The sequence below is a fragment of the Streptomyces sp. H39-C1 genome (genome assembly GCF_027158125.1).
Classification (GTDB): domain Bacteria; phylum Actinomycetota; class Actinomycetes; order Streptomycetales; family Streptomycetaceae; genus Actinacidiphila; species Actinacidiphila fildesensis.
The window spans coordinates 34,978-59,092 of record NZ_JAPVLS010000008.1 but is presented as its reverse complement, the minus strand read 5'-3'; the positions used below and the strand labels follow the sequence as shown (position 1 = coordinate 59,092).

Here is a 24,115-nt window from a genome sequence, read left to right as displayed (position 1 = left end):
TACTGCTCGTACGGCGTCCGGCTCAAGGCCGTCCCTTCCTTCCGGGGTCGTGTCGCTGGTGGGGGCGGCTTACGCCTTGGACTCGCGCAACGCGCGCCGGGCCACCGGGTCCGCCCTGCGGAAACCGTGGAAGTGGCCCGGGTGGTACAGGTGCGAGCGGGTGCCGGACGCCGCGAGCGCCGGGCCGACGAGGAAGAGCGTGTGCTTCCAGAGCTTGTGCTCCTTGACCGTCTCCTCCAGCGTCGCGATCGTGCAGCGCAGCACGAGCTCCTCCGGCCAGGTCGCCTGATAGGCGATCACGACCGGCGTCTCCGTCGGATAGCCGCCCTCCAGCAGCTCCGTGACCAGCTGGCCCGACCGGGCGGCCGACAGGAACAGCGCCATCGTCGTGCCGTGCCGGGCGAACTCCCGTACCTCCTCGCCCGGCGGCATCGGCGTCTTGCCGCCGCCCAGCCGGGTCAGGATCACGGACTGCGCGACCTCGGGGATCGTCAGCTCGCGCTGCGCGATGGCCGCGACCGCGGAGAAGGACGAGACACCCGGGATGATCTCGACCTCGATGCCGAGCGTGTCGCACCGGTCGACCTGCTCCTGCGTACCGCCCCACAGGGCCGGGTCGCCGGAGTGGATCCGCGCCACCTTCAGGTCCTCGGCCTGCGCCCGCTCGTAGACCGCGACGACGTCCTCCAGCGACATCGTCGCCGAGTCCAGGATCTCCGCGCCCTCACGGGCGTGCTCCAGCACCTCCGCCTGCACCAGGCTCGCCGCCCAGATGACGATGTCCGCGGCCGCGATGGCGCGGGCCGCCCGGAACGTCAGCAGGTCGGCGGCGCCGGGCCCTGCCCCCACGATGGTCACCTTGCCGGTCACAGCTTGCCTCCACGGGTGTCCCGGCGGGCGGGAGCGATCAGTGTCGAGAGATAGGGGAGCGGGCCTTCGAGCAGCTCGGAGGCGGGGCGGATGGACTCCTCGGGCAACCCGAGCGCGGAACCCCACACGGCGCCCTCGGTCCTGCCGGTCTCCCGCAGCGCGGTCGCGACCTCCGCCGCCAGCCGGCCGAACTTGTACGCCACGACGGTGCCCGGCCCCTCCAGGGCCTCCTTCAGCACCGCCGACCCGGCCGTGACGGGCACGAGCGTCAGCGGCTCGGTCCCCTCGGCCAGCACGGCACCGCTGCGCGCGGCGAGGTCCTGCATCGCGGTGATGCCGGGGACGGTCTCGACGGCGACGCCGTCGACCAGCTCCCCGACGGTCAGCGCGAGATACGTGAACGTCGAGTAGACGTTGGGGTCGCCGATCGTCGCGAACGCCACCGTGCCGTGCGTCCGCAGCAGTTCGGCCACCTGCTCGCCCGCCGCGTCCCACGCGGCCTCACGCCGTGCCCGGTCGGTCCGCTCGTTCAGCGCGAACACGATCCGTACGATCTTCTCCTGCTCCACATAGTGCAGCACCGTCGCCTCGGCCCTGCCGCGTTCGAGGGTGTCCATCACGGGGACGACCACGACCGCCGCCGCCCGCAGGGCGTTCACACCCTTGACGGTCACCAGCTCCGGATCGCCGGGGCCCACCCCGACCCCGATCAGCCGCCCGCTCATTCGGAACACCTCTCCACCAGTCTTCGGGCCACGCTCGGAACGGCGGCCCAGTGCACATGCAGATACGAGGCGTGCACGCCCCCGTGGACGAATCCTTCGACACGGCGCTCCGGCCGCGTCACCCCCCACGCGGGCGTGGCGCCCGCGCCCGGTTCGATGACCGTGCGGTGGAACTCATGCCCGCGCACGCGGGTGCCGGCCTCCGCCAGCACGCTGTCCGAGACCGCCACCGCCTCGCGGTACCCGAGGGTCAGCCGCTCCGACATCCGCGCGGTCGCGTCGAGCACGCCGCACATCGGCCTCCCGTCCAGCTCCCGCGCCAGGTAGAGCAGGCCAGCGCACTCGGCGGCGACCGGCGCCCCGGAGGCCGCCAGTTCCGCCACGGCCTTGCGCAGCGGCTCGTTCGCCGACAGTTCCGGCGCGTAGACCTCCGGGAAGCCACCGCCTATCACCAGCGCGGCGGTTTCGGCGGGGAGTTGCTCGTCGCGGAGCGGGTCGAAGGTCACGACCTCGGCTCCGGCCGCCGTCAGCAGTTCCGCGTGCTCCGCGTACGAGAACGTGAACGCGGGCCCGCCCGCGACCGCAACCACCGGGGCTTCGCCCCGGACCTGGTCCAGGTGCGGGCCGGTGGCCCGGTTGTGCCCACCCTCCCCCAACCTTCGGCCGGGAGGTGCCCCCATCTCGCTTCGCTCGCCCTGCGGAACGCCTGCCCACAACTCGGGGGGTCCGGGGGGCGGAGCCCCCTGGTTTCGGGAAGGGGCGGGGCGGGGGAAGAGCCCCGTAGGGTTCCACGGGGCGGCGTCCAGGGGCGGGGCGCCGCGCGCCAGGCTCAGCAGGGCTTCCAGGTCGCAACCGGCACGGACCTGGGCGGCCATCGCGCGCACCGCGCCGACCGCGTCGGCGCTGCGTTCGGCGACCGGGACCAGTCCCAGGTGCCGGGAGGGGACGCTGACCTGTTCGGTGCGGCGCAGGGCGCCGAGAACCGGCACGCCGGACTCGTCCAGCGCCTCGCGGAGCAGAGCTTCGTGGCGGTCGGAAGCGACCTTGTTGAGGATGACGCCCGCGACCCGTACCTCCGGGTCCCAGGACGCGAAGCCGTGCACCAGCGCGGCTACGGACCGGGACTGCGACGAGGCGTCGACGACCAGCACCACCGGGGCGCGCAGCAGCTTCGCCACCTGGGCGGTCGACGCCAGTTCGCCCTGCCCCGCGGCCCCGTCGTACAGGCCCATGACGCCCTCGACGACCGCCAGATCCGCCCCGGCCGCCCCGTGCAGGAAGAGCGGGGCGATCAGTTCGGGGCCGCACATGAAGGCGTCGAGATTCCGGCCCGGGCGGCCGGTGGCGAGCGCGTGGTAGCCCGGGTCGATGTAGTCCGGGCCGACCTTGTGCGGGGACACGGCGAGGCCGGCCCCGGTGAAGGCCGCCATCAGCCCGGTGGCCACGGTGGTCTTGCCGCTGCCCGAGGAGGGCGCGGCGATGACCAGACGGGGGAGGGACGTCACCACTCGATGCCCCTCTGGCCCTTCTGGCCCGCGTCCATCGGGTGCTTGACCTTCGTCATGTCGGTGACGAGGTCGGCGGCCTCGACCAGCTTCTCCGGCGCGTTGCGGCCGGTGATGATCACATGCTGGGTGCCGGGGCGGTCGTTGAGGACCTGGATCACCTCGTCGATGTCCACCCAGCCCCAGTGGATCGGGTACGCGAACTCGTCCAGCACGTACAGCTGGTACGTCTCGGCGGCCAGGTCCCGCTTGACCTGCTCCCAGCCCTCCTTGGCCGCTTCCTCGCTGTCGGCGATGTCGCGCTGCACCCAGGACCAGCCCTCGCCCATCTTGTGCCAGGCGACGGTGCCGCCCTCGCCGGAGTCGCCGAGGACCCGCAGCGCCCGCTCCTCGCCGACCTTCCACTTCGCCGACTTGACGAACTGGAACACCCCGATCGGCCACCCCTGGTTCCATGCGCGCAGCGCGAGCCCGAAGGCGGCCGTCGACTTCCCCTTGCCGATGCCGGTGTGCACGATGGTCAGCGGCCGGTTGCGGCGCTGGCGCGTCGTGAGCCCGTCGTCCGGCACGCTGCTCGGCTGTCCCTGCGGCATTACGCGGCCCTCCGCACATCACGTACGAGCGCGGACACGGTGTCCGCGCGCAGTTCCTCCAGCGTCACGGCGGTCCCGGCGAGGTCGAGCGCCAGCGCGCCCGCCAGGCCGAGCCGCACGGGACCCGACTCGCAGTCGACGACGACCGACGCCACGCCCTCGGCGTTCAGCAGCCGCGCCGCCCGCGAGGCCAGCTGTACGGGCTCGGGTCCGCCGGTCGCCCGGCCGTCCGTCACCACGACCAGCAGCGGCCGGCGGGACGCGTCCCGCAGCCGCTCGATCCGCAGCACCTCGCGCGCCTTCAGCAGCCCGGCCGCCAACGGCGTCCGGCCGCCCGTCGGCAGCACCTGCAGCCGCGCCGCGCCCGCCTCGACCGACGACGTCGGGGGCAGCGCCAGTTCGGCGTCCGCGCCGCGGAAGGTGATCATCCCGATCTTGTCGCGCCGCTGGTACGCGTCCATCAGCAGCGACAGGACGGCGCCCTTGACGGCGGTCATGCGCTGCCGGGCGGCCATGGAGCCGGAGGCGTCGACGACGAACAGCACCAGATTCGACTCCTTCCCCTCCCGCACCGCCTGCCGCAGATCGTCCTTCCGGATCACCAGACCGGGACCGCTGCGCCCGCGGGCCCGCTGGTGCGGGGCCGCCGCGTGCACCGTCGCCGCCAGATGCAGCTTCGTCAACTGGCCCTGCGGCCGCCGCGCGCTCGTCGTCCTGCCGTGCGCGGTCCGCGCCCGCGACCGGCGGCCTGCCGCGCCCTCGCCCATACCGGGGATGGTGAACGCCTTGGTCTTGAACGGCTCGCCCGCCGGCGCGGCACTCTGCTCGCCACCGCCCGACGCCCCGCCCTGCTGCTGACCGGCGGACTCGTCGGGTGCGGGAGTCTCCTCCGGACTCTCCTCGGGCCCGTCCTGCGGTCCGTCGTCAGGACCACCCTCCGGCGGCTGCCCGCCGCCGTCGTCGGGGCCGTCCGGATCCGGGTCGTCCTCCGGGTCCGGGCCGCCGCTGTTCTGCTCCAGCGTGTCGTCGAGCTTCGACTCGTCGAGGCCCGGCGCGTCGAAGGGGTTGCGGCGGCGCCGGTGCGGCAGCGCCAGCAGCGCCGCCTGCCGGACGTCCTCCGCGATGACCTCGGTCCGCCCGTCCCACGCGGCCAGCGCGGTCGCGGTACGCGCCATCACGATGTCCGCGCGCATCCCGTCGACCTCGAACGCCGCGCAGGTCGCGGCGATCTGGCGCAGCGCCCGGTCACCGAGCACCACGGACGGCAGCAGCGCCCGCGCCGCCACTATCCGCGCCCGCAGCGCGTCCTCGTCGCCCGACCACTTCCCGGCGAACGCCGCCGGGTCCTCGTCGTACGCGAGCCGGCGCCGTACGACCTCGACGCGCTCGTCCGTCTCGCGGGACGCCGCGACCTCCACCGTCAGCCCGAACCGGTCGAGGAGCTGCGGGCGCAGCTCGCCCTCCTCCGGGTTCATGGTGCCGACGAGCAGGAAGCGGGCCGCGTGCCGTACGGAGACGCCCTCGCGCTCGACGTAGGAGGCGCCCATGGCGGCGGCGTCCAGCAGCAGGTCGACCAAGTGGTCGTGCAGCAGGTTCACTTCGTCGACGTAGAGCACGCCCCGGTGCGCGTCGGCCAGCAGCCCCGGTTCGAACGACTTCTTGCCCTCGGACAGCGCCCGCTCGATGTCCAGCGAACCGACCAGCCGGTCCTCAGAGGCACCGACCGGCAGCTCCACCATCCGCGCGGCGCGGGCGGTGCCCGCGCCGATCGCGTGCGGGCCGTCCGGGCACGCCGGGTCCGGCGCCGCCGGATCGCACGAGAACCGGCACCCGCCGACGACGGCGACGTCCGGCAGCAGCGAGGAGAGTGCCCGCACGGCCGTCGACTTGGCGGTGCCCTTCTCGCCGCGCACGAGCACACCGCCGACCGCCGGCGATACGGCGTTCAGCAGCAGCGCGAGCCGCAGGTCGGTCATCCCGACGATCGCGGTGAACGGATAGGGGGTGCTCATGAGTCGCCTTCCAGGTCGCCTTCGAGCTGCAGATAGATCTCGCGGAGCTGGTTCAGGGTCTCCGGGTCGGGCTCGGCCCACAGACCTCGGTCGGCGGCCTCCAGCAGCCGTTCGCTGATGCCGCGCAGCGCCCAGGGGTTGGACTTCTTCATGAAGTCCTGGTTCTCCTTGTCGAACACGTACTCCGCCGCGAGCCGCTGGTACATCCAGTCGTCCACGACGCCGGCCGTCGCGTCGTACCCGAAGAGGTAGTCGACGGTCGCGGCCATCTCGAAGGCGCCCTTGTAGCCGTGCCGGCGCATGGCCGCCATCCAGCGGGGGTTGACCACGCGGGCGCGGAAGACGCGGTGCGTCTCCTCGCCCAGGGTGCGGGTCTTGACCTGGTCGGTGGTTGCGCTGTCGCCGACGTAGGCGGCGGGGGAGACACCCGTCAGGTGGCGGGTCATCGCCACCATGCCGCCGTGGTACTGGAAGTAGTCGTCGGCGTCGACGATGTCGTGCTCGCGGGTGTCGACGTTCTTCGCGGCGACCTGGATCCGGCGGAACGCCTGCTCCATGTCCCCGCGCGCCGCGCGGCCGCCCAGGCCGCGCCCGTACGCGTAGCCGCCCCAGACCGCGTAGACCTCGGCGAGGTCGGCGTCGGAGCGCCAGTTGCGGGCGTCGATCAGCGGCAGCAGGCCGGCCCCGTAGGCGCCCGGCTTGGAGCCGAAGATGCGGGCCGTGGCACGGCGGCGGTCGCCGTGTTCTGCCGTGTCCTCGTCGGCGTGGGCGCGGACGTAGTTGGACTCGGCGGGCTCGTCGAGTTCCGCGACGGCCTGGACGGCGTCGTCGAGGAGCTGGATGACGTGCGGGAAGGCGTCGCGGAAGAAGCCGGAGATGCGGACCGTCACATCGATGCGCGGGCGGCCCAGCTCCTCCAGGCCCACCACCTCGAACCCGGTGACGCGGCGTGAGGCGTCGTCCCAGACCGGGCGGCAGCCCAGCAGGGCGAGGATCTCGGCGATGTCGTCGCCCTGGGTGCGCATGCACGACGTGCCCCACACCGTCAGGCCGACGGACTTCGGGTACGCGCCGGTGTCGGTGAGGTGCCGCTCCAGCAGCGAGTCGGCCAGCGCCGTGCCGACGTCCCAGGCGAGCCGGGACGGGATGGCCTTCGGGTCGACGGAGTAGAAGTTGCGGCCGGTCGGCAGGACGTTGACCAGGCCGCGGGTCGGGGACCCGGACGGGCCGGCCGGTACGTAGCCGCCGCGCAGCGCCCGCAGGATGTTGTCGATCTCGTCGGTGGTGCGCTCCAGCCGGGGCACGACCTCCTCGGCGGCGAACTCCAGGATCCGCACGGCGTCCCGGACGGGCGAGCCGAGCACCTCCGTCACGATCCCGGGGGCCGCGGCCCGGCTCCAGCCGGACTCCTCCATCGCCCCGGCCAGCCGGCGCGCGAGTGTCTCCAGCAGGTCGACGGCGTCGGCAGCCGTTCGCGCCGGCCCGTCGGCCAGCGCGGTCAGTGAGGCCGGCACCGCGAGCCGGGCGCCGGGTTCGGCGAGCAGCGCCTTCTCGTCGAGGCCGAACGCCTCGGCCATCGCGGCCCGCAGTCCCGGCAGCGCGGCGCCGACGCCGCCCCACACCTGGGAGGAGCGCAGGATGGCGAGCACCAGGTTGACCCGGGCCCCGCCGACGGGGCCGCCGCCGAGGATGTGCAGACCGTCGCGGATCTGCACGTCCTTGATCTCGCAGAGCCAGCCGTCGATGTGCATGACGAACTCGTCGAAGGCGTCCTCGTCGGGCTGGTCGTCCACGTGCAGGTCGTGATGGAGCTCGGCGGCCCGCACCAGCGTCCAGATCTGGCTGCGGACGGCCGGGGTCTTCGTCGGGTCCAGGTCCGAGACGAGCGCGTACTCGTCGAGGAGCTGTTCCAGCTTGGCGAGGTCGCCGTAGGTGTCGGCGCGCGCCATCGGCGGCACCAGGTGGTCGACGACGGTGGCGTGGCCGCGCCGCTTGGCCTGCGTGCCCTCACCCGGGTCGTTGACGATGAACGGGTAGACGAGCGGCAGTTCGCCCAGCACCGCGTCCGGCGCGCAGCCCGCCGACAGGCCGAGGCCCTTGCCGGGCAGCCACTCCATGGTGCCGTGCTTGCCCATGTGGACGATGGCGTCGGCGCCGAACGTGTTGTCGAGCCAGCGGTAGGCCGCCATGTAGTGGTGCGACGGCGGCATGTCCGGGTCGTGGTAGATCGCGATCGGGTTCTCCCCGAAACCGCGCGGCGGCTGGATCATGACCACGACGTTCCCGAACTGCAGGGACGCCAGGACGATGTCCTCGCCGTCGAGGTAGAGGGTGCCCGGCGGCTCTCCCCAGTGCTCCAGCATCCCCGCGCGCAGCTCGGGGTCGAGCGTCGCGAACCACCGCTGGTAGTCGGCGAGCGGAACCCGGGCCGGGGCGGCGGACAACTGCTCCTCGGTGAGCCACTCGACGTCGTGGCCGCCGGCGGCGATCAACCGGTGGATCAGCTCGTCGCCGTTGTCCGGGTACCCGTCGACGGCGTATCCGGCGCCGCGCAGCGCGTCCAGCAGGCCGACGGCCGAGGCGGGGGTGTCGAGGCCGACCGCGTTGCCGACCCGCGAGTGCTTGGTGGGGTACGCGGTGAAGACGACCGCGAGCTTCTTCTCCGGGTTCGGCTTGTGCTTGAGCGCGGCGTGCCGGACCGCGATCCCGGCGACGCGCGCGGCGCGTTCGGGGTCGGCGACGTACACCGGGACATCGCCCTCGCCGGTCTCCTTGAAGGAGAACGGGACGGTGATCAGCCGGCCGTCGAACTCCGGGATCGCCACCTGCATCGCCGCGTCCATCGGCGACAGCGCCGCGTCGGAGGCCGCCCAGGCCGCGCGGGACGAGGTCAGGCACAGGCCCTGGAGGACCGGGATGTCCAGATCGGCGAGCGCGCCGATGTCCCAGGCCTCGTCGTCCCCGCCCGCCGAGGCGTCGGAGGCGCGGGTGCCGCCGGACGCCAGGACGGTCGCGACCAGTGCGTCCGCCCGGCCCAGCAGTGCGTACAGGCCGGCGTCCGCGCCGCGCAGCGTCCCGCAGTACACGGGCAGCGCGTTGGCGCCCTTCGCCTCGATCGCGGCGCACAGCGTGTCCACGAAGCCGGTGTTCCCGGACAGTTCGTGGGCGCGGTAGAAGAGCACCCCGACGGTCGGGCGGCCCTCGGTGAACGGGTACGCGCCGTGCGTCCCGTACTGCGGCATGGTGGCCGGGGGTTCGAAGCCCTCACCGGTCAGCAGCACCGTGTCCGACAGGAAGCGGGCCAGCTCCACCAGGTTCGCCGAGCCGCCCTCGACCAGATAGCGCAGCGCCTCCGCGACGACGCCCGCCGGAACCGAGGACTCCGCCATCAGTTCGGCGTCCGGCACCGACTCCCCGCCGAGCAGCACCGTCGGGATGCCGGACGTGCGCAGCGCGGCGAGTCCGTCCTCCCAGGCGCGCTTGCCGCCGAGCAGCCGCACGACGGCGATGTCCGCGCCCTCGGTCAGCGCGGCCAGGTCGCCGGGGCCGACCCGGGTCGGGTTGCCGATCCGGTAGTCCGCACCGGAGGCGCGGGCCGCCAGCAGGTCGGTGTCGGCGGTGGACAGCAGCAGAACGGTGGTCACGGTGCCCCCGGAGCAAGGAAGGGTAGGCCGGCGGGTGCGCCGTCCTCGATGAGCCGCATGAGCGCGGCGGTGTCCGCGTGTTCTTCGATCAGGTCGCCGAGGCGGTCGAGCTGTTCCTCGCGCAGCGCCCCGAAGGAGGTGCCGGGTGCGGGGACGAAGCGGCGGCCGGCCTGTTCGGCGATCCGGCGCAGGAAGGCGCGGCGGAAGCCGTCGCTCTCCAGCGAGCCGTGCCAGTGGGTGCCCCAGACGGCGCCCGACCGGCAGCCGTCCAGTGCCCGACCGTTGTCGGCGGTCATGAACGGCCCGTCGCCGCCGAGCACTTCCGCGACCCCGTGGTGGATCTCGTACCCCTCGACCGGTTCGCCGAGCGCCTCGCCGACCGGCCGGGCCAGGGTCTTCTCCGCCGCGAACCGGACGCGGACGGGCAGCAGTCCGAGCCCGTCCACCCGGCCGGCGCGCGACTCGATCTCGTCCTCGATCGTCCCGCCGAGGATCTGGTAGCCGCCGCAGATGCCCAGCACCGGACGGCCCTCCGCGGCCCGCCGGACGATCGCGTCGGCGAGCCCGCGCTCGCGCAGCCAGGCCAGCGCTCTGACAGTGCCCCGGGTGCCGGGCAGCACCACCAGGTCGGCGTCGGCGAGTTCCTGCGGCCGGTCGACGAAGCGCACGACGACGCCCGGCTCGGCGGCCAGCGCGTCGACGTCGGTGAAGTTCGACATCAGCGGCACGGCGACGACCGCGACCCGCAGGATGTCCTCGCCGTGCGGCGGGGTGACGACGGACTCCCGTACGGCGCCGCGCATCGAGACCCGCAGCCCGTCCTCCTCGTCGATGCCCAGCCCGTGCGCGAACGGCAGCACGCCGTACACCGACCGGCCGGTCAGCCCGCGCAGCATGTCCAGGCCCGGCTCCAGCAGCGAGACGTCGCCGCGGAACTTGTTGACGAGGTAGCCGCAGACCAGTTCCTGGTCCTCGGGGCTGAGCAGCGCCGTCGTGCCGAAGAACGAGGCGAAGACGCCGCCCCTGTCGATGTCGCCGACCACCACGACCGGCAGCCGTGCCGCGCGGGCCAGGCCCATGTTCACGATGTCGTTGTGCCGCAGGTTGATCTCGGCCGGACTGCCCGCCCCTTCACAGATCACCGCGTCATACGTGCCCCGCAGTTCGGCCAGGCACTCCACCACGACGGGGAGCAGCGTGGACTGTTTCCCACCGTGGTAACCGCGGGCGCTCATCTCTCCCACCGGCTTGCCGAGCAGCACCACCTGGCTGCTGCTGTCGCTGCCGGGCTTGAGCAGCACCGGGTTCATCAGCGCCGTCGGCTCGACCCGCGCCGCCTGCGCCTGCATGGCCTGCGCCCGCCCGATCTCCGCGCCCTCGCGCGTCACGAACGAGTTCAGTGACATGTTCTGCGCCTTGAAGGGCGCGACCTTCACACCCTGCCGGACCAGCCAGCGGCAGATGCCCGCCGTGACGACGCTCTTGCCCGCGTCGGACGTGGTCCCGGCGACCAGCAGCCCTCCGCCGGTGCGGCTCGCGCCGCGCGTACTGCTCATCGGGTTCCCTTCTCGGTGGATGCCGACAGCGCGGTGACGGCCAGCCGCCCGCCGGCGCAGACCGCCAGCGCCAGCACGCCGACGCGGCGCGAGAGCCGTACGGCGCGGGCGATGTCGGCGACCTCGGGCGGCCGGTTGCCGGCGCCCAGCACGGCGCGGTGCTCCACGCGGCCGGCGTAGGCGAGGGTCCCGCCGAGCCGGACGCCCAGCGCGCCCGCGAAGGAGGCTTCCACCGGGCCGGCATTGGGGCTGGGGTGGCCGGCGGCGTCGCGGCGCCAGGCGCGCAGCGCGCCGCGCGGATCGGGTCCCGCGAGCGTGGCGAGGACGGCGGTCAGCCGGGCGCCGGGCCAGCCGGCGACGTCGTCGAGGCGGGCGGAGGCCCAGCCGAACCGGCGGTAGCGCGGCGACTTGTGGCCGGCCATCGCGTCCAGGGTGTTGACGGCGCGGAAGCCGACGAGCCCCGGGACACCGGCGGCCGCGCCCCACACCAGGGCGCCGACGACCGCGTCCGAGGTGTTCTCGGCCACGGATTCCACGACGGCCCGTGCGATCTGCGCGGCGTCCAGGGCCTGCGGGTCGCGGCCGCACAGGTTCGGCAGCCGCTCACGGGCCGCTGCGAGGTCGCCCGCCTCCAGCGCCGCGGCGACCGCCAGCGCTTCACGGCCCAGCGAGGTGCCGCCCAGCACCGACCAGGTGGCGGCCGCGGTCAGGGCGACGGTGGCGGTGGGGGAGGAACGGACGGTCCGTGCGGCCAGCGCGGCGGCGGCGGTCGCGCCGCCCGCGCACAGCGCGGTGTACAGCGCGCCGTGGCCGCGGTGGTCGCGCCACAGCCGGCGTTCGGCGGCGGCCGCGGCGCGGCCGAACACGGCGACCGGGTGGCCGCGGCGTGGATCGCCCGCGATCAGGTCGCCGAGATGGCCGAGGGCGGCGCCGCACGCGAAGGCGTGTCCGGCTCGCACGGCGTCAGCCCGCCGTCACGCCTCGACGGGACAGGGCCTGGGGATCCGGTGGAGTACGACGGCGGCCGGGCATGGCAGGAGTCCTCACTCAGGGTCCGCGCCCTGGTTCGACGTGACCGGCGGTTGAGAGTCTCCTGGCTCCCGGGTCCGCGCACCCCGGACCGTCCGGCCGATCGCTCGGGCCTGACGTTCGGGTTGGGGTGCACTCCCCGGTGACAGTGGCGGGACCGCGCCGGATTCACACCGGACTTCCTCTCCTACCGCCGTATGGCACCGGGCAGTCCACCACGTGCCGCGAACCCCGTCAACTCGCTGTTGACCTGCGACGGAAGATGTGCGAAGGCCCACACCCGCGGGTTCGCGGATGCGGGCCTGCGCCGTCGGCGCGCCGTGCGTCGCAGAGGATCAGGCGACGATCAGGAAGATGCCGTACGCCACCGCCGCCGCGCAGAGCGCGAAGCACGCGTAGGCGCCGGTCCGGGTCAGGACGGCGGAACCGCCGGAGACGGCGGCTCCGTCCGTGCCGGACTCGCGCTTGGCGAGTCCGACGATGCCGAGGGTGAAGACGCCCACCAGCCCGATGGTCACCGCGAGGGTGACGCCGAGGACGGTACCGAGGGCCTGCCAGTCGATCTGCATGGTGCTGATTCCTTCCGTGCCGGGATCAGGCCGTGGCCGGTGCGGCGTCGGCGGGGGAGGCGACGGCCGCGGGAGCCGGGATGGTCGCGGCGAGCGGGGCGACCGGTCCGGCGGGCGGCGGGCTGACGGCCGCGATGGCGGCGGTGACCGCACCCTGCGACTCGACCGGGAGCTCGTTGACGTTGCTGTGGTCGATCGGCTTGCGGCGCGAGGCGAGCCAGATCGCGGTGCAGGCGGCGAGCGCCAGGACGGCGACCCCGGCGATGCCCCACGTGCCCTGGTCGGCCAGCAATGCGGCCCCTGCGGCCACCAGGCCGGCGGCGGGCAGCGTCAGGCCCCACGCGGCGACCATGCGGCCCGCGGTGCTCCAGCGGACCACCGCGCCCTTGCGGCCGACACCGGAGCCCATCACGGAGCCCGAGCAGACCTGGGTGGTGGAGAGCGCGAAACCGAGGTGCGAGGAGGCCAGGATGGTGGCCGCGGCGCCGGTCTGGGCGGCGAAGCCCTGCGGTGCCTCGATGTCGGTGAGGCCCTTGCCCATCGTGCGGATGATGCGCCAGCCGCCGAGGTAGGTGCCGAGCGCGATGGCGGTGCCGGCCGAGACGATGACCCACATCGGCGGGTCGGCGTGCGGGGCGACGACTCCGCCGGTGATCAGCGCGAGGGTGATGACGCCCATCGTCTTCTGCGCGTCGTTGGTGCCGTGCGCGAGCGAGACCAGGCCGGCCGAGGCGATCTGCCCGGCCCGGTAGCCCTTGGCGGTCGCCTTCGGGTCGCTGTTGCGGCCGATCCGGTAGGTGAGCTTGGTGGCGAGCATCGCCGCCAGGCCCGCGACGACCGGGGCGGCGAGCGCCGGGATCAGGACCTTCATGACGACCTTGTCGCCGTTGACGCCATGGGCGCCGACGGAGACCAGGGTCGCGCCGATGAGGCCGCCGAACAGTGCGTGGGAGGAGCTGGACGGGAGCCCGGCCAGCCAGGTCAGCATGTTCCAGACGATGGCGCCGACCAGACCCGCGAAGATGACTTCCGGTCGGATCCCCGCGCTCTCGTCGATGATGCCGCCGGAGATGGTCTTGGCGACTTCCACGGACAGGAAGGCGCCGAGGAGGTTCAGCACGGCGGACATGGCCACCGCCGTCTTGGGCTTGAGCGCGCCGGTGGAGATGGTGGTGGCCATCGCGTTGGCGGTGTCGTGGAAACCGTTCGTGAAATCAAACACGAGAGCGGTCACGATCACGATTCCGATCAGGAGCGTGATGTGTTCCATTTACCCAGGCAATCGTTTGATCGGACAGTGGCGGTGGCGACCGTACGGAGCCTGAGTGAACGGAAGGTTAACTGGCGGCGGCCGCATGGTGCCGGTGCCCGCGGACCGGATTCTTCAGGCCATGCCGGGTGTTGGGGCGACTGCGCTGCCGCCGGGGACCCGGCCCGGCACCGCCCCCGGAATTCGTTTCAGTGCCGCCCGGAGATCCGGTCCGCGACGCGTGCCACCGGGTCCGTTTCGCTGCTGCGCCCGGACAGCTCACGGCGGTCCGCGCCACGGTAGGCCGCGTACATTCCGTGCACCCCGATCCAGCGGAACGGCTCAGGCTCCCAACGCCGCACCCGGTGGCCCACCCAGGGCAGCGCGGTCAGTTCGGTGCCGTGCCCCTGACCCGAGTCCAGCTGCACCAGATCGCGCAGCGTGCGCGCCGCCAGGTTCGCCGTCGCGACGCCGCTGCCGACGTAGCCGCCCGCCCAGCCGAGCCCGGTGGCCCGGTCCAGCTCCACGCTCGCACACCAGTCGCGCGGCACGCCCAGCACCCCTGACCAGGCATGTTCGATCGCCACCCCGGCGGTCGCGGGGAAGAAGCGGACCAGGATCTCGCGCAGCGCCTCGACCGTGGCCGGCTGCGTCCGTCCGTCGTTGTCCGTCCGCGAACCGAAGCGGTACGGCACCCCGCGGCCGCCCAGCGCGATCCGGTCGTCGGCCGTGCGCTGCGCGTACATGTACGCGTGCGCCATGTCGCCGAGCGTCTCGCGGCCCTCCCAGCCGATGGTGTCCCACACCTGCCGCGGCAGCGGCTCGGTGGCGATCATCGAGGAGTTCATCGGCAGCCAGGACCGCTTCTGCCCCTTGAGTGAGGCCGTGAAGCCCTCCGTGCAGCGCAGCACGTACGGGGCGCGCACCGTTCCGTACGGGGTGATCGCGTGTTTCGGCTTGATCTCGGTCACCGTGGTGGACTCGTGGATCACTACGCCCAGCGCCTCGACGGCCTTCGCCAGCCCCTGCAGAAGCTTCACCGGATGTATACGGGCGCCGTGCGGCGTCCAGGTGCCGCCGGAGGTCCCGGCGACCCGGATCCGCTCCGCGGACTCGCCCGCGCCCAGCAGCAGCCGGTCCTTCTCGCCGAAGGCCACCTCCGCCGCGTGGAACGCCTTCAGCCGGGCGAGCTGCGCGGGGGAGTGCGCGACCTCCAGCACCCCGCCCTTGACGATGTCGGCGTCGATGCCCTCCTCGGCGGCGATCCGCACCACCTCGTCGACCGTCTCGTTCATCGCGTGCTGCAGCGCGACCGCGGCCTCATGGCCGTGCAGCTTCGCGTACCGGTCGCGGCCCGCGATGCCGTTGTACAGCCAGCCGCCGTTGCGCCCCGACGCCCCGTAGCCGCAGAACTTCTGCTCCAGCACCGTGATCCGCAGGAACGGCACGGCCTTCTTGAGGTAGTAGGCGGTCCACAGGCCCGTGTAGCCGCCACCGACGATGCAGACGTCCGCGGTCGTGTCACCCGGCAGTGGCTCGCGCGGCGCGGGTACGCCGGTCTGCGAGTACCAGAAGGAGATGCCGCCGTTGACGGTGGTCATGATGCCCCTGCAATCCGTGATGCGATCCGGTGGGCCGTGGTGTGCGGCCGGTGGTGTGCGGGACGGTACTGCGCCCCGCGAGGACGCGGCAACGCCCAACCTGTAAGGATCGACGGATGCGCGATGCCATGGAGAAAGCCTGGTCGGAGCTGGTCGCCACGGCCCGGCGCAGTGTCACGGACGGCCTGGTGGTCGGTACGTCCGGCAATGTCTCGGTCCGGGTGGGCGATCTGGTGCTGGTGACGCCGACCGGCGTCCCGTACGACCGGCTCGGCCCCGTCGACGCGGTCGCCGTCGATCTGGACGGCCGGCAGGTCGCCGGACGGCTGCGCCCCACCAGCGAGCTGCCGATGCACCTGGCCGTCTACCGCGGCACGGGTGCGCGGGCCATCGTGCACACCCATGCGGTGCACGCCACGGCCGTCTCGACCCTGGTGGACGAACTTCCGGCGATCCACTACATGGCGGCCGCGATGGGCGGCCGGATCCGGGTCGCGGGCTACGCCCCCTACGGCACGGACGAACTGGCCGCGCAGGTGTTGCGGGCACTGCGCGACCGCAGCGCGTGCCTGATGCGCAACCACGGCACGCTCGTGTACGGCGCCACACTCGATCAAGCGTACGACCGTACGGCGCAGCTGGAGTGGATGTGCCAGGTCTGGCTCACCGCCCGCTCGGTCCCCGGACTGACCCCCGCCCTGCTGTCGGACGCCGAGCTGGACGACGCGGGCGGGCGGCTGCGCGGCTACGGCCAGCCCGGCTGACACCGCCCGGCCGGAACCGCCGGTGACCCGGCCGGCCGCTGTCCACTGGCCGCATCGCGCCGCCCCGCCGACACTGGAACCGATGCGTATACGAACCGTGGCGGCCGTGGCCGCCACCACCGTGCTCGGTGCCGGCGCGGCCGCTGTGGCGGCCGGACGGTACGTGTCCGACCTCGCCCTCAAACCGTCCACCGACGGCCCGGAACCGGACGAGCGGGTCACCGTCCACGCCACCGCGCCCGGCCAGGTCAGCATGACCCGCGCCCTGGCCTCCCTGCGGCCGGGCGTCTACGGGCTGTCCGGCGACGGCGTGCACGCCGCGGTCGGCGAGGTGCTGTGGACGACACCGGACACGGTGGCCCGGCGCCTGGACCGCGTCTACAGCGGCGCCCTCGACCCCGGCACGATGGTCCGGATGACGGCCCAGGTCCACGCGGGCGACCCGCGCAGCGCCCTCGGTCTGGACTACGCCGAGGTGCTGGTGCCCGGCGAACTCGGTCCCCTGCCCGCCTGGTTCGTGCCCGGGGCCCGCTCGACGTGGGTGATCACCGTGCACGGCCTCGGCGCGACCCGCGAACTCCCGCTCAATGTCCTGCCGGCCCTGCACGGCCACCGTTTCCCGGTGCTCGACCTCGCCTACCGCAACGATTCCGGCGCCCCGCCCTCACCGGACGGCCTCGGACACCTCGGCGACACCGAATGGCGCGACCTCGACGCGGCGATGAAGTACGCCGCGGAGTACGGCGCCGAGCGGTTCGTCCTCTACGGGTGGTCGACGGGCGCCACGATGGCGCTGCGGGCCGCCGACCACTCGGCGCTCCGGGGCCGGATCAGCGGGCTGATCCTCGATTCACCCGTCCTGGACTGGAAATCGACCGTGCGCGCCGCGGCGTTTTCCCACGGCGTGCCGGGAGCGCTCGTACCGCTCGGGGTGCGCGCCGCGGAGGGCCGCACCGGGCTGCATGCGGAACGCATCGCGGACGCCGCGGACCCCGCCCGGCTGAGCGTTCCCGCACTGGTCGTGCACGGCCCGGACGACACCCTCTCGTCCTGGTCAGGATCGCGCCAACTCGCCGCGAGGCGACCGGATCTGGTCACGCTCCACACCGTCCCCGGCGCCTCCCACAGCGCTATGTGGAACGTCGACCCGGCGTCGTACGAAGAGGCCCTGCGACGCTTCCTGACCCCTCTGATGTAGCGCTCGGCACGGAGCCGGGAGCGCAGCGTGAGGGGCGCCGCCCCGGAGCGCGTTTGGGATTCTGGGGCCTCACCCGGGACACTGCTCCAGTGACGTCCCGTACTTCGCGAGACACGCCGCTCCGCCTTGTCCCCCGACGACCCTCCCTGGCCTTCGCGGTGGGGGGCTCCGCCGCCCGCCCCACGGCGACAGCGCGGCGCTCCCGCCCGCCGCGGCCGCCCGAGGGCACCCCCGCGCTGTCCGAGCTCGCCCGCCAGGCGCGCGCCGAACTCGCCGACACGGTCCGCCTCGCGCGGTGGGCCGAAGCGGGACCCGGTACCGCAGGTCCGACCGGGATACTTCCGGACGCCGACGTCCAGCAGGCAGCCGCCGCGCTGGAGTTGACGGAACGGCAGATCCGGTCCGGTTGGGACCGGGCCCGGCTCGCGGGCCTGATCGAACTCCATCAGGGCGCCGCCCGCCCCGGCTGGCGGCTGCGCGCCTGGGACCGCGACAACACCGCGGTGCTGCGCGGCTGGGTCGCGCTCTTCGACGCCTGGTCCCTCGCGCATCCGCCCGGCGACCCCGCCGAGGCGGATCCCTCGCTGGTGGCCGAGGTCATCGAGGCAACCCCTCAGCTGCTGTCCTTCCTGCACCTCTCCTCGGGCCCGGTACCGGTCGACACCCTGCTGGACCTGCTGCGCCAGCGGGTCGCGGAGCTGCGGACCGAACGGCACGAGCCGCCCGCCGACGGCGCCCACGACCCGCTGCCCGCGCTCCTGAACTGGGTGCTCGACGCGGTCGCCGGGGTCGGGGCGCTGTATCCGCGCGACGCCTGCTCCGACACCCAGGAGGCCGCGCTCACCCCGCTCGGCAACTGGGCGGTCTGGGTCAAGCTGGAACAGATCTGTGTGGCCGCCCAGGGCCCGGCCGGCCATATCGAGCAGTCCGCGGAGAAGATGCTGCGCGCCTGCGCTCGGCTCTCCCCGGGCCCGGCCCGCGCCGAGTACCGCGCCTGGCTCGCCGCCCGGCCCGTCGGCCTGGCCGTCGCCGAACTGCTGGAGACCGCCCGAGGTGAGGACGCGCTGCTGCGCGGTCTGGCCTTCGAGGCGCTCCGGGTGGTCGGCGCGCCCGCCGAGCCCGCCGTCCGCGCCTCCTCCGAGGAGCCGACGCTGCGCCCGTACGCGCTGCTGTGGCTGGCCGAGCAGGACGGCGGTGACCCGGAGGCCGTCGCGGGGCTGCTGACCCGCGAGGAGACCGCCTGGCTGTGGGTGGACACCGCCGCGGCCGTCGCCGACCACGGCGAGGGGCAGCTGCTGGTCAGCCATCTCGACGCGGCGGTGGAGGGCTCGGTGCGGTCGCTCCTGGTGGAGATCCGCGGCGCGGGGCACCCCCGTACTGTCCAGGTGCTCGTGGCGCTGGCCGCCGCGCACCCGGACCCCGCGGTCGCCAAGGCCGTCCGCCGGGCCGCCTTCCAGGTGCACACCGGCGGCGCCTGACCGCTCGGGCACCGGGACGACGACGATCGGCGACGGCCCGGCGGGAACACCCGCCGGGCCGTCGCCGTCCCTCCCTGCTGTGGGGCTATCCGAACGTGTCGCAGCGCGCCGGGTCACCGGTCTGCAGACCGGTGGTGAACCACTGCTGGCGCTGCGCCGACGAGCCGTGCGTCCAGTTGTCCGGGGTCACCCGACCCTGCGCGCGGGACTGGATCGCGTCGTCGCCGACCGCGGCCGCCGCGTCCAGGCCGCGGGCGATGTCGTCCGCCGTCACGGCGGTGATCAGCGGTCTGCCGGTGGCCGGGTTGATGGTCATGGTGGCGTTCTTCGACCACAGGCCCGCGTAGCAGTCCGCCTGCAGCTCGACCCGTACCGACTTGCTGGTGGCCCCGGTGCGCCCGTCCTGGGCGGCGCGCAGCGTCCCCAGCAGGTTCTGCACATGGTGCCCGTACTCGTGGGCGACGACGTAGCTCTCCGCGAACGGCCCGCCCTCGGCGCCGAACTGGCTCTGCAGCGTGGCGAAGAAGTTCAGGTCGATGTAGACCTTGCGGTCGACGGGGCAGTAGAACGGCCCGGTCCGCGGATCGGCGACGCCGCAGCCGGTGCGCATCGGCCGGTCGAAGAAGACGGTCGGCGCCGGCTGATAGGTGCCGCCACGCTGCCGGAACTCGTTCGTCCAGTACGCCTGGACGCTGTTGACCACCGCGACGATCCGGCACTGCCCCTGGGTGTTGGCGTCCCGGCCGGTCGCGCAGGTCTGCGCCAGATCGGCGGCCGCGCCGGTGCGCGGCGCGGTGTCCGTGGCGCTGCCGGACAGGCCCATCTGGTTGGGGCTGATGCCCAGGACGATCCCGATCACGACCACGATCAGGCCGACGATGCCGCCGCCGACCACCTTGCCGCTGGGAGCGCCACCACCGAACGGTCCGCCGCCGGACGAGCCGCCACCGCGCTGGTCCTGCACCTGTGACGTGTCCAGTTTCGCGTTGTCGTCGAACTGCATACGACGAGTATGGGTGATTTGCCCCACCCCGGCGCCCCAGGACCGAACGGGCGAAGCCCGCCCCGGCCCGCCCGTGTCGCCCGGCCGCCCTCCCGCGTGGTCCCCAGGGGCTCCGCGGTCGTCGTCGCCCAGCCGTGCGCGGATCCGCACACGGCCTGGACGGGTCAGCTGATCGCGGTCGACGGCCTCGGGCGCGTAGCACCTCATCGCACTCCCCTGGGCAACAACCGGCTTGCCACACCCCGGTAGACTGGCCTGTATGGCAGTCCCTCTCGTTCATTAGCCGGCGGCGTACGACCTCCCCCGCGCCCCTTTCTGTCGTTCGCCATGCCCTGGAGCTTTTCCCGTGATTACTGCCACTGGCCTCGAGCTGCGTGCTGGAGCCCGCATTCTCATCGAGTCCGCTTCCTTCCGTATCGCCAAGGGCGACCGCATCGGCCTCGTCGGCCGCAACGGCGCCGGCAAGACCACCCTCACCAAGGTCCTCGCCGGTGAGGGCCAGCCCGCCGGCGGCACCGTGACCCGGTCCGGCGAGGTCGGCTACCTCCCGCAGGACCCGCGCACCGGCGACCTGGAGACCCTCGCCCGCGACCGCATCCTCTCCGCCCGCGACCTGGACTCCGTCCTGCGCAAGATGCGGGAGAACGAGGAGCGGATGGCGAACGGCAAGGGCGCCACCCGCGAGAAGGCGATGCGGAAGTACTCCAACCTGGAGACCGAGTTCCTCACCAAGGGCGGCTACGCGGCCGAGGCCGAGGCGTCCACCATCGCCGCCGCCCTCGGACTGCCCGACCGGGTGCTCGGCCAGCCGCTGTCCACCCTGTCCGGCGGCCAGCGCCGCCGGGTGGAGCTGGCCCGGATCCTGTTCTCCGACGCCGACACCCTGCTGCTCGACGAGCCGACGAACCACCTGGACGCGGACTCCATCGTCTGGCTGCGCGACTACCTCAAGACGTACCGCGGCGGCTTCATCGTGATCTCCCACGACATCCAGCTCGTGGAGACGGTCGTCAACAAGGTCTTCTACCTGGACGCCAACCGCACCCAGATCGACGTCTACAACATGGGCTGGAAGCTCTACCAGGCCCAGCGCGAGGCCGACGAGAAGCGCCGCAAGCGCGAGCGCAGCAACGCCGAGAAGAAGGCCGCGTCGCTCAACTCGCAGGCCGACAAGATGCGCGCCAAGGCCACCAAGACGGTCGCCGCGCAGAACATGGCCAAGCGCGCGGACCGGCTGCTGGCGGGCCTCGACGCCGTCCGCGTCTCGGACAAGGTCGCCAAGCTCCGCTTCCCGGACCCCGCGCCCTGCGGCAAGACCCCGCTGATGGCGACCGGGCTGTCCAAGTCGTACGGCTCGCTGGAGATCTTCACCGACGTCGACCTGGCCATCGACCGCGGCTCCCGGGTCGTCATCCTCGGCCTCAACGGCGCCGGCAAGACCACGCTGCTGCGCCTGCTGGCGGGCGTCGAGACGCCCGACACCGGGAAGGTCGAGCCGGGCCACGGCCTCAAGCTCGGCTACTACGCCCAGGAGCACGAGACCCTGGACCCGGAGCGCACGGTCCTGGAGAACATGCGCTCGGCCGCCCCGGACACCGACCTGGTCGAGATCCGCAAGATCCTCGGCTCGTTCCTGTTCTCCGGCGACGACGTCAACAAGCCGGCCGGCGTCCTGTCCGGCGGTGAGAAGACCCGGCTGGCGCTCGCCTCGCTGGTGGTCTCCAGCGCCAACGTGCTGCTGCTCGACGAGCCCACCAACAACCTCGACCCGGCCAGCCGCGAGGAGATCCTCGGCGCGCTGCACACCTTCAGTGGCGCCGTCGTCCTGGTGACGCACGACGAGGGCGCGGTGCACGCACTGGCCCCCGAGAAGATCATCCTGCTGCCCGACGGTGTCGAGGACCTGTGGGGCGAGGACTACGCGGATCTGGTCTCGCTGGCCTGACCGCCGCGCCGCCGCGACCCGCCGGCCCGTCCGGCCGACCCGCCTGATCACTTGGCAGTGGATCATTCGGCCTACGGGTGATCCATCATCTGTGTGAGACGAGCTCATACCGCGCCACCCGGTGGCGCGGTATGACCGCCGCCCTGAGTCGATCAGTGGCGTGACGTCGGGAAACTCCTTACCGACCATGGATGACCTGCCACTTTTCGCGGCGCCCGGACAACTGTCCGGAAAGCGCCGGACGAAATCGGGGATCTTCGTGCGCCACCCGGCCGCCGGAAAAAGGTCCCCGGTTCAAATGTTGTCGTACGGACCTTGCCGAATGGGTGGCCAGGAAGGCGCCTAGGGGTGATCATGAGAGTCCAGAGCGCACTTCCCTAGAGGAGGCACGGGTGGCCGAGACTCTGAAGAAGGGCAGCCGGGTAACCGGCGCCGCGCGCGAGAAGCTCGCGGCAGACCTGAAGAAGAAGTACGACTCCGGTGCGAGCATCCGGGCGTTGGCCGAAGAAACCGGCCGCTCCTATGGATTCGTGCACCGGATGCTCAGCGAGTCCGGCGTGACCTTGCGCGGTCGCGGCGGTGCAACACGAGGTAAGTCGAAGGCCGCTACGGCCTGACGGGCAGGGCATCTCCCGCGACCCGGATTCCCCAGCGTGCCCACCCGGTCGACGACTGTGTCGACCCAGTGGTTACTCTTCGGTAATCAATTCCGCGGTTCGCTCGGAGGTGCCCGATGCCCGACCCCACCGTGCTGCTCGAGCGTGACGGAGTGCGGCTCACCGCCGACGACTCCGTCGCGACCGTCACACTGTGCAATCCGGCCAAACGCAATGCCCAGTCGCCCGCCCTGTGGCGGGCCCTGGTCGAAGCAGGCCGGCTCCTGCCGGGCAGCGTGCGCGTTGTCGTGCTCCGCGGCGAAGGCCAGTCCTTCTCCGCGGGGCTCGACCGGCAGGCCTTCACGCCCGAGGGCTTCGACGGCGAGCCGTCGTTCATCGACCTCGCGCGCGGTTCCGACAAGAAGCTCGACGCGACGATCGCCGAGTACCAGGACGCGTTCACCTGGTGGCGGCGCAGCGACATCGTGACCATCGCCGCCGTACAGGGCCATGCGATCGGTGCGGGCTTCCAGCTCGCTCTCGCCTGCGATCTGCGGGTGTGCGCGGACGACGCGCAGTTCGCCATGCGCGAGACCAGCCTCGGACTGGTGCCCGACCTCGGTGGCACCAAGCCGCTGGTCGACCTCGTCGGCTATGCGCGGGCCCTGGAGATCTGCGCCACCGGGCGGTTCGTGCACGGGTCGGAGGCCGAGCGCCTCGGCCTCGCCAACCTGGTCGTCCCGGTCGCCGAACTCGACGCCACGGTCCAGGACCTCGCCGGGGCGCTGCTCGCCGCGCCCCGGGACGCCGTCATCGAGACCAAGGCCCTGCTGCAGGGTGCCGCCGCTCGTTCGTACGAGGAGCAGCGCCCCGCCGAGCGCGCCGCCCAGGGCCGCCGGCTGCGCGACCTCGCCGGCGTCGGCGAGTAACTCCGTCCGGCAACTCCGTCCGGTCGATGTCCGGTCGTGGTCACCCGATGGCGGTGACCACGACCGCCGTCGTCCCAGGGCCCGGGGAACCGGGCTCGGCGGCCTCGGTGACCGCCACGGCCACCGCGCGGGCCACGTCCAGCGCGCGGTGGCCGGGCATGACCGCGATCTGCACCCGGACCTCCCGGGCCGGCGGATCGCCGCCGTCGGCCGTGCGGATCCCGGACGCGAAGCCGCCGAGCCGTGACGTCACCCGGGCGACACCCGGCACCAGGAGCGCCGCGGCGACCACCCCGTTGCCGGCGGGCGGCGGCCCGGTCTCCGTCAGATCCTGGCCCGTCGCACCGGCCGGGCCCTCGACGGCGGCCACCGGAGCAGGTCCGGCCTGGGGATCGATCAGGCCCGTGACGTCGAGGTCCACCGAGGTGACGGCCAGCCCCAGCAGATCGTGGGCCGCACTCCACAGCGCGGTCCGCAACTGATCCGCGGTGGCGGGCAGCGGCCGGTCGATGGCGGCCTCGAAGGCCGCGGCCACGCACAGCGGGCCGTACGGCACCGCACTCGGCGGTACGAGCGGCAGATTATTCGCATCCGTCGCCGGCTCCGTCGTCGGTTCTGCTTCCTGACGCGGCACCCGGACCGGCTCCGGGCCGATCCGCAGCGCGCCGACCCGCACGCCGGTGAGCCCGTTCACCGCCCCGCGCAGCGCGTCGGCCGCCGCGTTCTCGGTGATCCAGACACCGTCTCCCGCCCTGCCGAGCGGCAGCACGCGCCCGAACGCGATCTGCTCCCGTACCGCACGGGCCAAACGGTCCACAGCCACCGGTCTCCGCCTCCTTCGCCGCGCGC

19 protein-coding genes and 1 riboswitch are annotated in these 24,115 nt (G+C 73.1%); of the genes, 6 read left to right on the top strand and 13 right to left on the bottom strand.

All coding sequences use genetic code 11. The features are described 5' to 3' along the window. Positions 1-69 precede the first annotated feature (69 nt). The 11 genes from cobM to O3W51_RS07685 form a co-directional block, all read right to left on the bottom strand. A complete protein-coding gene (gene cobM / locus O3W51_RS07735) occupies positions 70-870 on the bottom strand; it encodes a precorrin-4 C(11)-methyltransferase (RefSeq protein ID WP_138355016.1) in 801 nt (266 codons plus the stop codon). After that, complete coding sequence (gene cobI / locus O3W51_RS07730) at positions 867-1,595, bottom strand: precorrin-2 C(20)-methyltransferase (protein WP_138355015.1); 729 nt, start codon at positions 1,593-1,595, stop codon at positions 867-869. Before cobI ends, cobM begins: the two co-directional genes overlap by 4 nt. Continuing rightward, positions 1,592-3,100 carry a cobyrinate a,c-diamide synthase gene (locus O3W51_RS07725; RefSeq protein ID WP_198357181.1) on the bottom strand — a complete coding sequence of 503 codons (1,509 nt, stop codon included), beginning with the start codon at positions 3,098-3,100 and terminating at the stop codon, positions 1,592-1,594. Before O3W51_RS07725 ends, cobI begins: the two co-directional genes overlap by 4 nt. Beyond that, positions 3,097-3,693 carry a cob(I)yrinic acid a,c-diamide adenosyltransferase gene (cobO, locus tag O3W51_RS07720; protein WP_138355013.1) on the bottom strand — a complete coding sequence of 199 codons (597 nt, stop codon included), beginning with the start codon at positions 3,691-3,693 and terminating at the stop codon, positions 3,097-3,099. Before cobO ends, O3W51_RS07725 begins: the two co-directional genes overlap by 4 nt. Next, positions 3,693-5,705 carry a putative cobaltochelatase gene (locus tag O3W51_RS07715; RefSeq protein WP_198357182.1) on the bottom strand — a complete coding sequence of 671 codons (2,013 nt, stop codon included), beginning with the start codon at positions 5,703-5,705 and terminating at the stop codon, positions 3,693-3,695. The genes cobO and O3W51_RS07715 overlap by 1 nt, the downstream gene beginning before the upstream one ends. Beyond that, complete coding sequence (cobN, locus tag O3W51_RS07710) at positions 5,702-9,349, bottom strand: cobaltochelatase subunit CobN (protein ID WP_138355011.1); 3,648 nt, start codon at positions 9,347-9,349, stop codon at positions 5,702-5,704. The genes O3W51_RS07715 and cobN overlap by 4 nt, the downstream gene beginning before the upstream one ends. Further along, entirely contained in the window at positions 9,346-10,905 is a 1,560-nt protein-coding gene (locus O3W51_RS07705) for a cobyric acid synthase (RefSeq protein WP_138355010.1), read from the bottom strand. Before O3W51_RS07705 ends, cobN begins: the two co-directional genes overlap by 4 nt. Then, positions 10,902-11,864 carry a cobalamin biosynthesis protein gene (locus O3W51_RS07700; RefSeq protein WP_138355009.1) on the bottom strand — a complete coding sequence of 321 codons (963 nt, stop codon included), beginning with the start codon at positions 11,862-11,864 and terminating at the stop codon, positions 10,902-10,904. The genes O3W51_RS07705 and O3W51_RS07700 overlap by 4 nt, the downstream gene beginning before the upstream one ends. 107 nt (positions 11,865-11,971) lie before the next feature. Next, a riboswitch (cobalamin riboswitch) is annotated at positions 11,972-12,166 on the bottom strand. Between the two features lie 103 nt (positions 12,167-12,269). Beyond that, a complete protein-coding gene (locus tag O3W51_RS07695) occupies positions 12,270-12,503 on the bottom strand; it encodes a hypothetical protein (RefSeq protein WP_138355008.1) in 234 nt (77 codons plus the stop codon). Between the two features lie 25 nt (positions 12,504-12,528). Beyond that, positions 12,529-13,773, bottom strand: coding sequence for an inorganic phosphate transporter (locus tag O3W51_RS07690; protein WP_138355007.1), 1,245 nt, complete (start codon positions 13,771-13,773; stop codon positions 12,529-12,531). A gap of 188 nt (positions 13,774-13,961) precedes the next feature. Next, on the bottom strand, positions 13,962-15,353 hold the full coding sequence (locus O3W51_RS07685) for an NAD(P)/FAD-dependent oxidoreductase (RefSeq protein ID WP_138355006.1): 1,392 nt from the start codon (positions 15,351-15,353) through the stop codon (positions 13,962-13,964). Between the two features lie 116 nt (positions 15,354-15,469). Here O3W51_RS07685 and O3W51_RS07680 point away from each other — a divergent pair, with 116 nt between their 5' ends. The 3 genes from O3W51_RS07680 to O3W51_RS07670 all read left to right on the top strand — a co-directional run bounded on the left by O3W51_RS07680 (position 15,470) and on the right by O3W51_RS07670 (position 18,793). Then, positions 15,470-16,117, top strand: coding sequence for a class II aldolase/adducin family protein (locus O3W51_RS07680; protein WP_232484797.1), 648 nt, complete (start codon positions 15,470-15,472; stop codon positions 16,115-16,117). A gap of 82 nt (positions 16,118-16,199) precedes the next feature. Continuing rightward, entirely contained in the window at positions 16,200-17,315 is a 1,116-nt protein-coding gene (locus O3W51_RS07675) for an alpha/beta hydrolase (RefSeq protein WP_138355005.1), read from the top strand. A gap of 89 nt (positions 17,316-17,404) precedes the next feature. Next, on the top strand, positions 17,405-18,793 hold the full coding sequence (locus tag O3W51_RS07670) for a hypothetical protein (RefSeq protein WP_187144826.1): 1,389 nt from the start codon (positions 17,405-17,407) through the stop codon (positions 18,791-18,793). Positions 18,794-18,878: 85 nt separating this feature from the next. Here O3W51_RS07670 and ypfJ read toward each other — a convergent pair whose 3' ends face one another. Beyond that, positions 18,879-19,796 carry a KPN_02809 family neutral zinc metallopeptidase gene (gene ypfJ, locus O3W51_RS07665; protein WP_138355004.1) on the bottom strand — a complete coding sequence of 306 codons (918 nt, stop codon included), beginning with the start codon at positions 19,794-19,796 and terminating at the stop codon, positions 18,879-18,881. 346 nt (positions 19,797-20,142) lie between these two features. Here ypfJ and O3W51_RS07660 point away from each other — a divergent pair, with 346 nt between their 5' ends. From O3W51_RS07660 to O3W51_RS07650, 3 genes are all read left to right on the top strand, one after another. Then, entirely contained in the window at positions 20,143-21,741 is a 1,599-nt protein-coding gene (locus O3W51_RS07660; protein WP_138355003.1) for an ABC-F family ATP-binding cassette domain-containing protein, read from the top strand. A 392-nt stretch (positions 21,742-22,133) separates the two neighbouring features. After that, a complete protein-coding gene (locus tag O3W51_RS07655) occupies positions 22,134-22,358 on the top strand; it encodes a helix-turn-helix domain-containing protein (RefSeq protein WP_187144825.1) in 225 nt (74 codons plus the stop codon). 116 nt (positions 22,359-22,474) lie between these two features. Beyond that, entirely contained in the window at positions 22,475-23,266 is a 792-nt protein-coding gene (locus O3W51_RS07650) for an enoyl-CoA hydratase/isomerase family protein (protein ID WP_138355002.1), read from the top strand. A gap of 40 nt (positions 23,267-23,306) precedes the next feature. Here O3W51_RS07650 and O3W51_RS07645 read toward each other — a convergent pair whose 3' ends face one another. Then, a complete protein-coding gene (locus O3W51_RS07645) occupies positions 23,307-24,089 on the bottom strand; it encodes a hypothetical protein (protein WP_269284844.1) in 783 nt (260 codons plus the stop codon). Positions 24,090-24,115 lie beyond the last annotated feature (26 nt).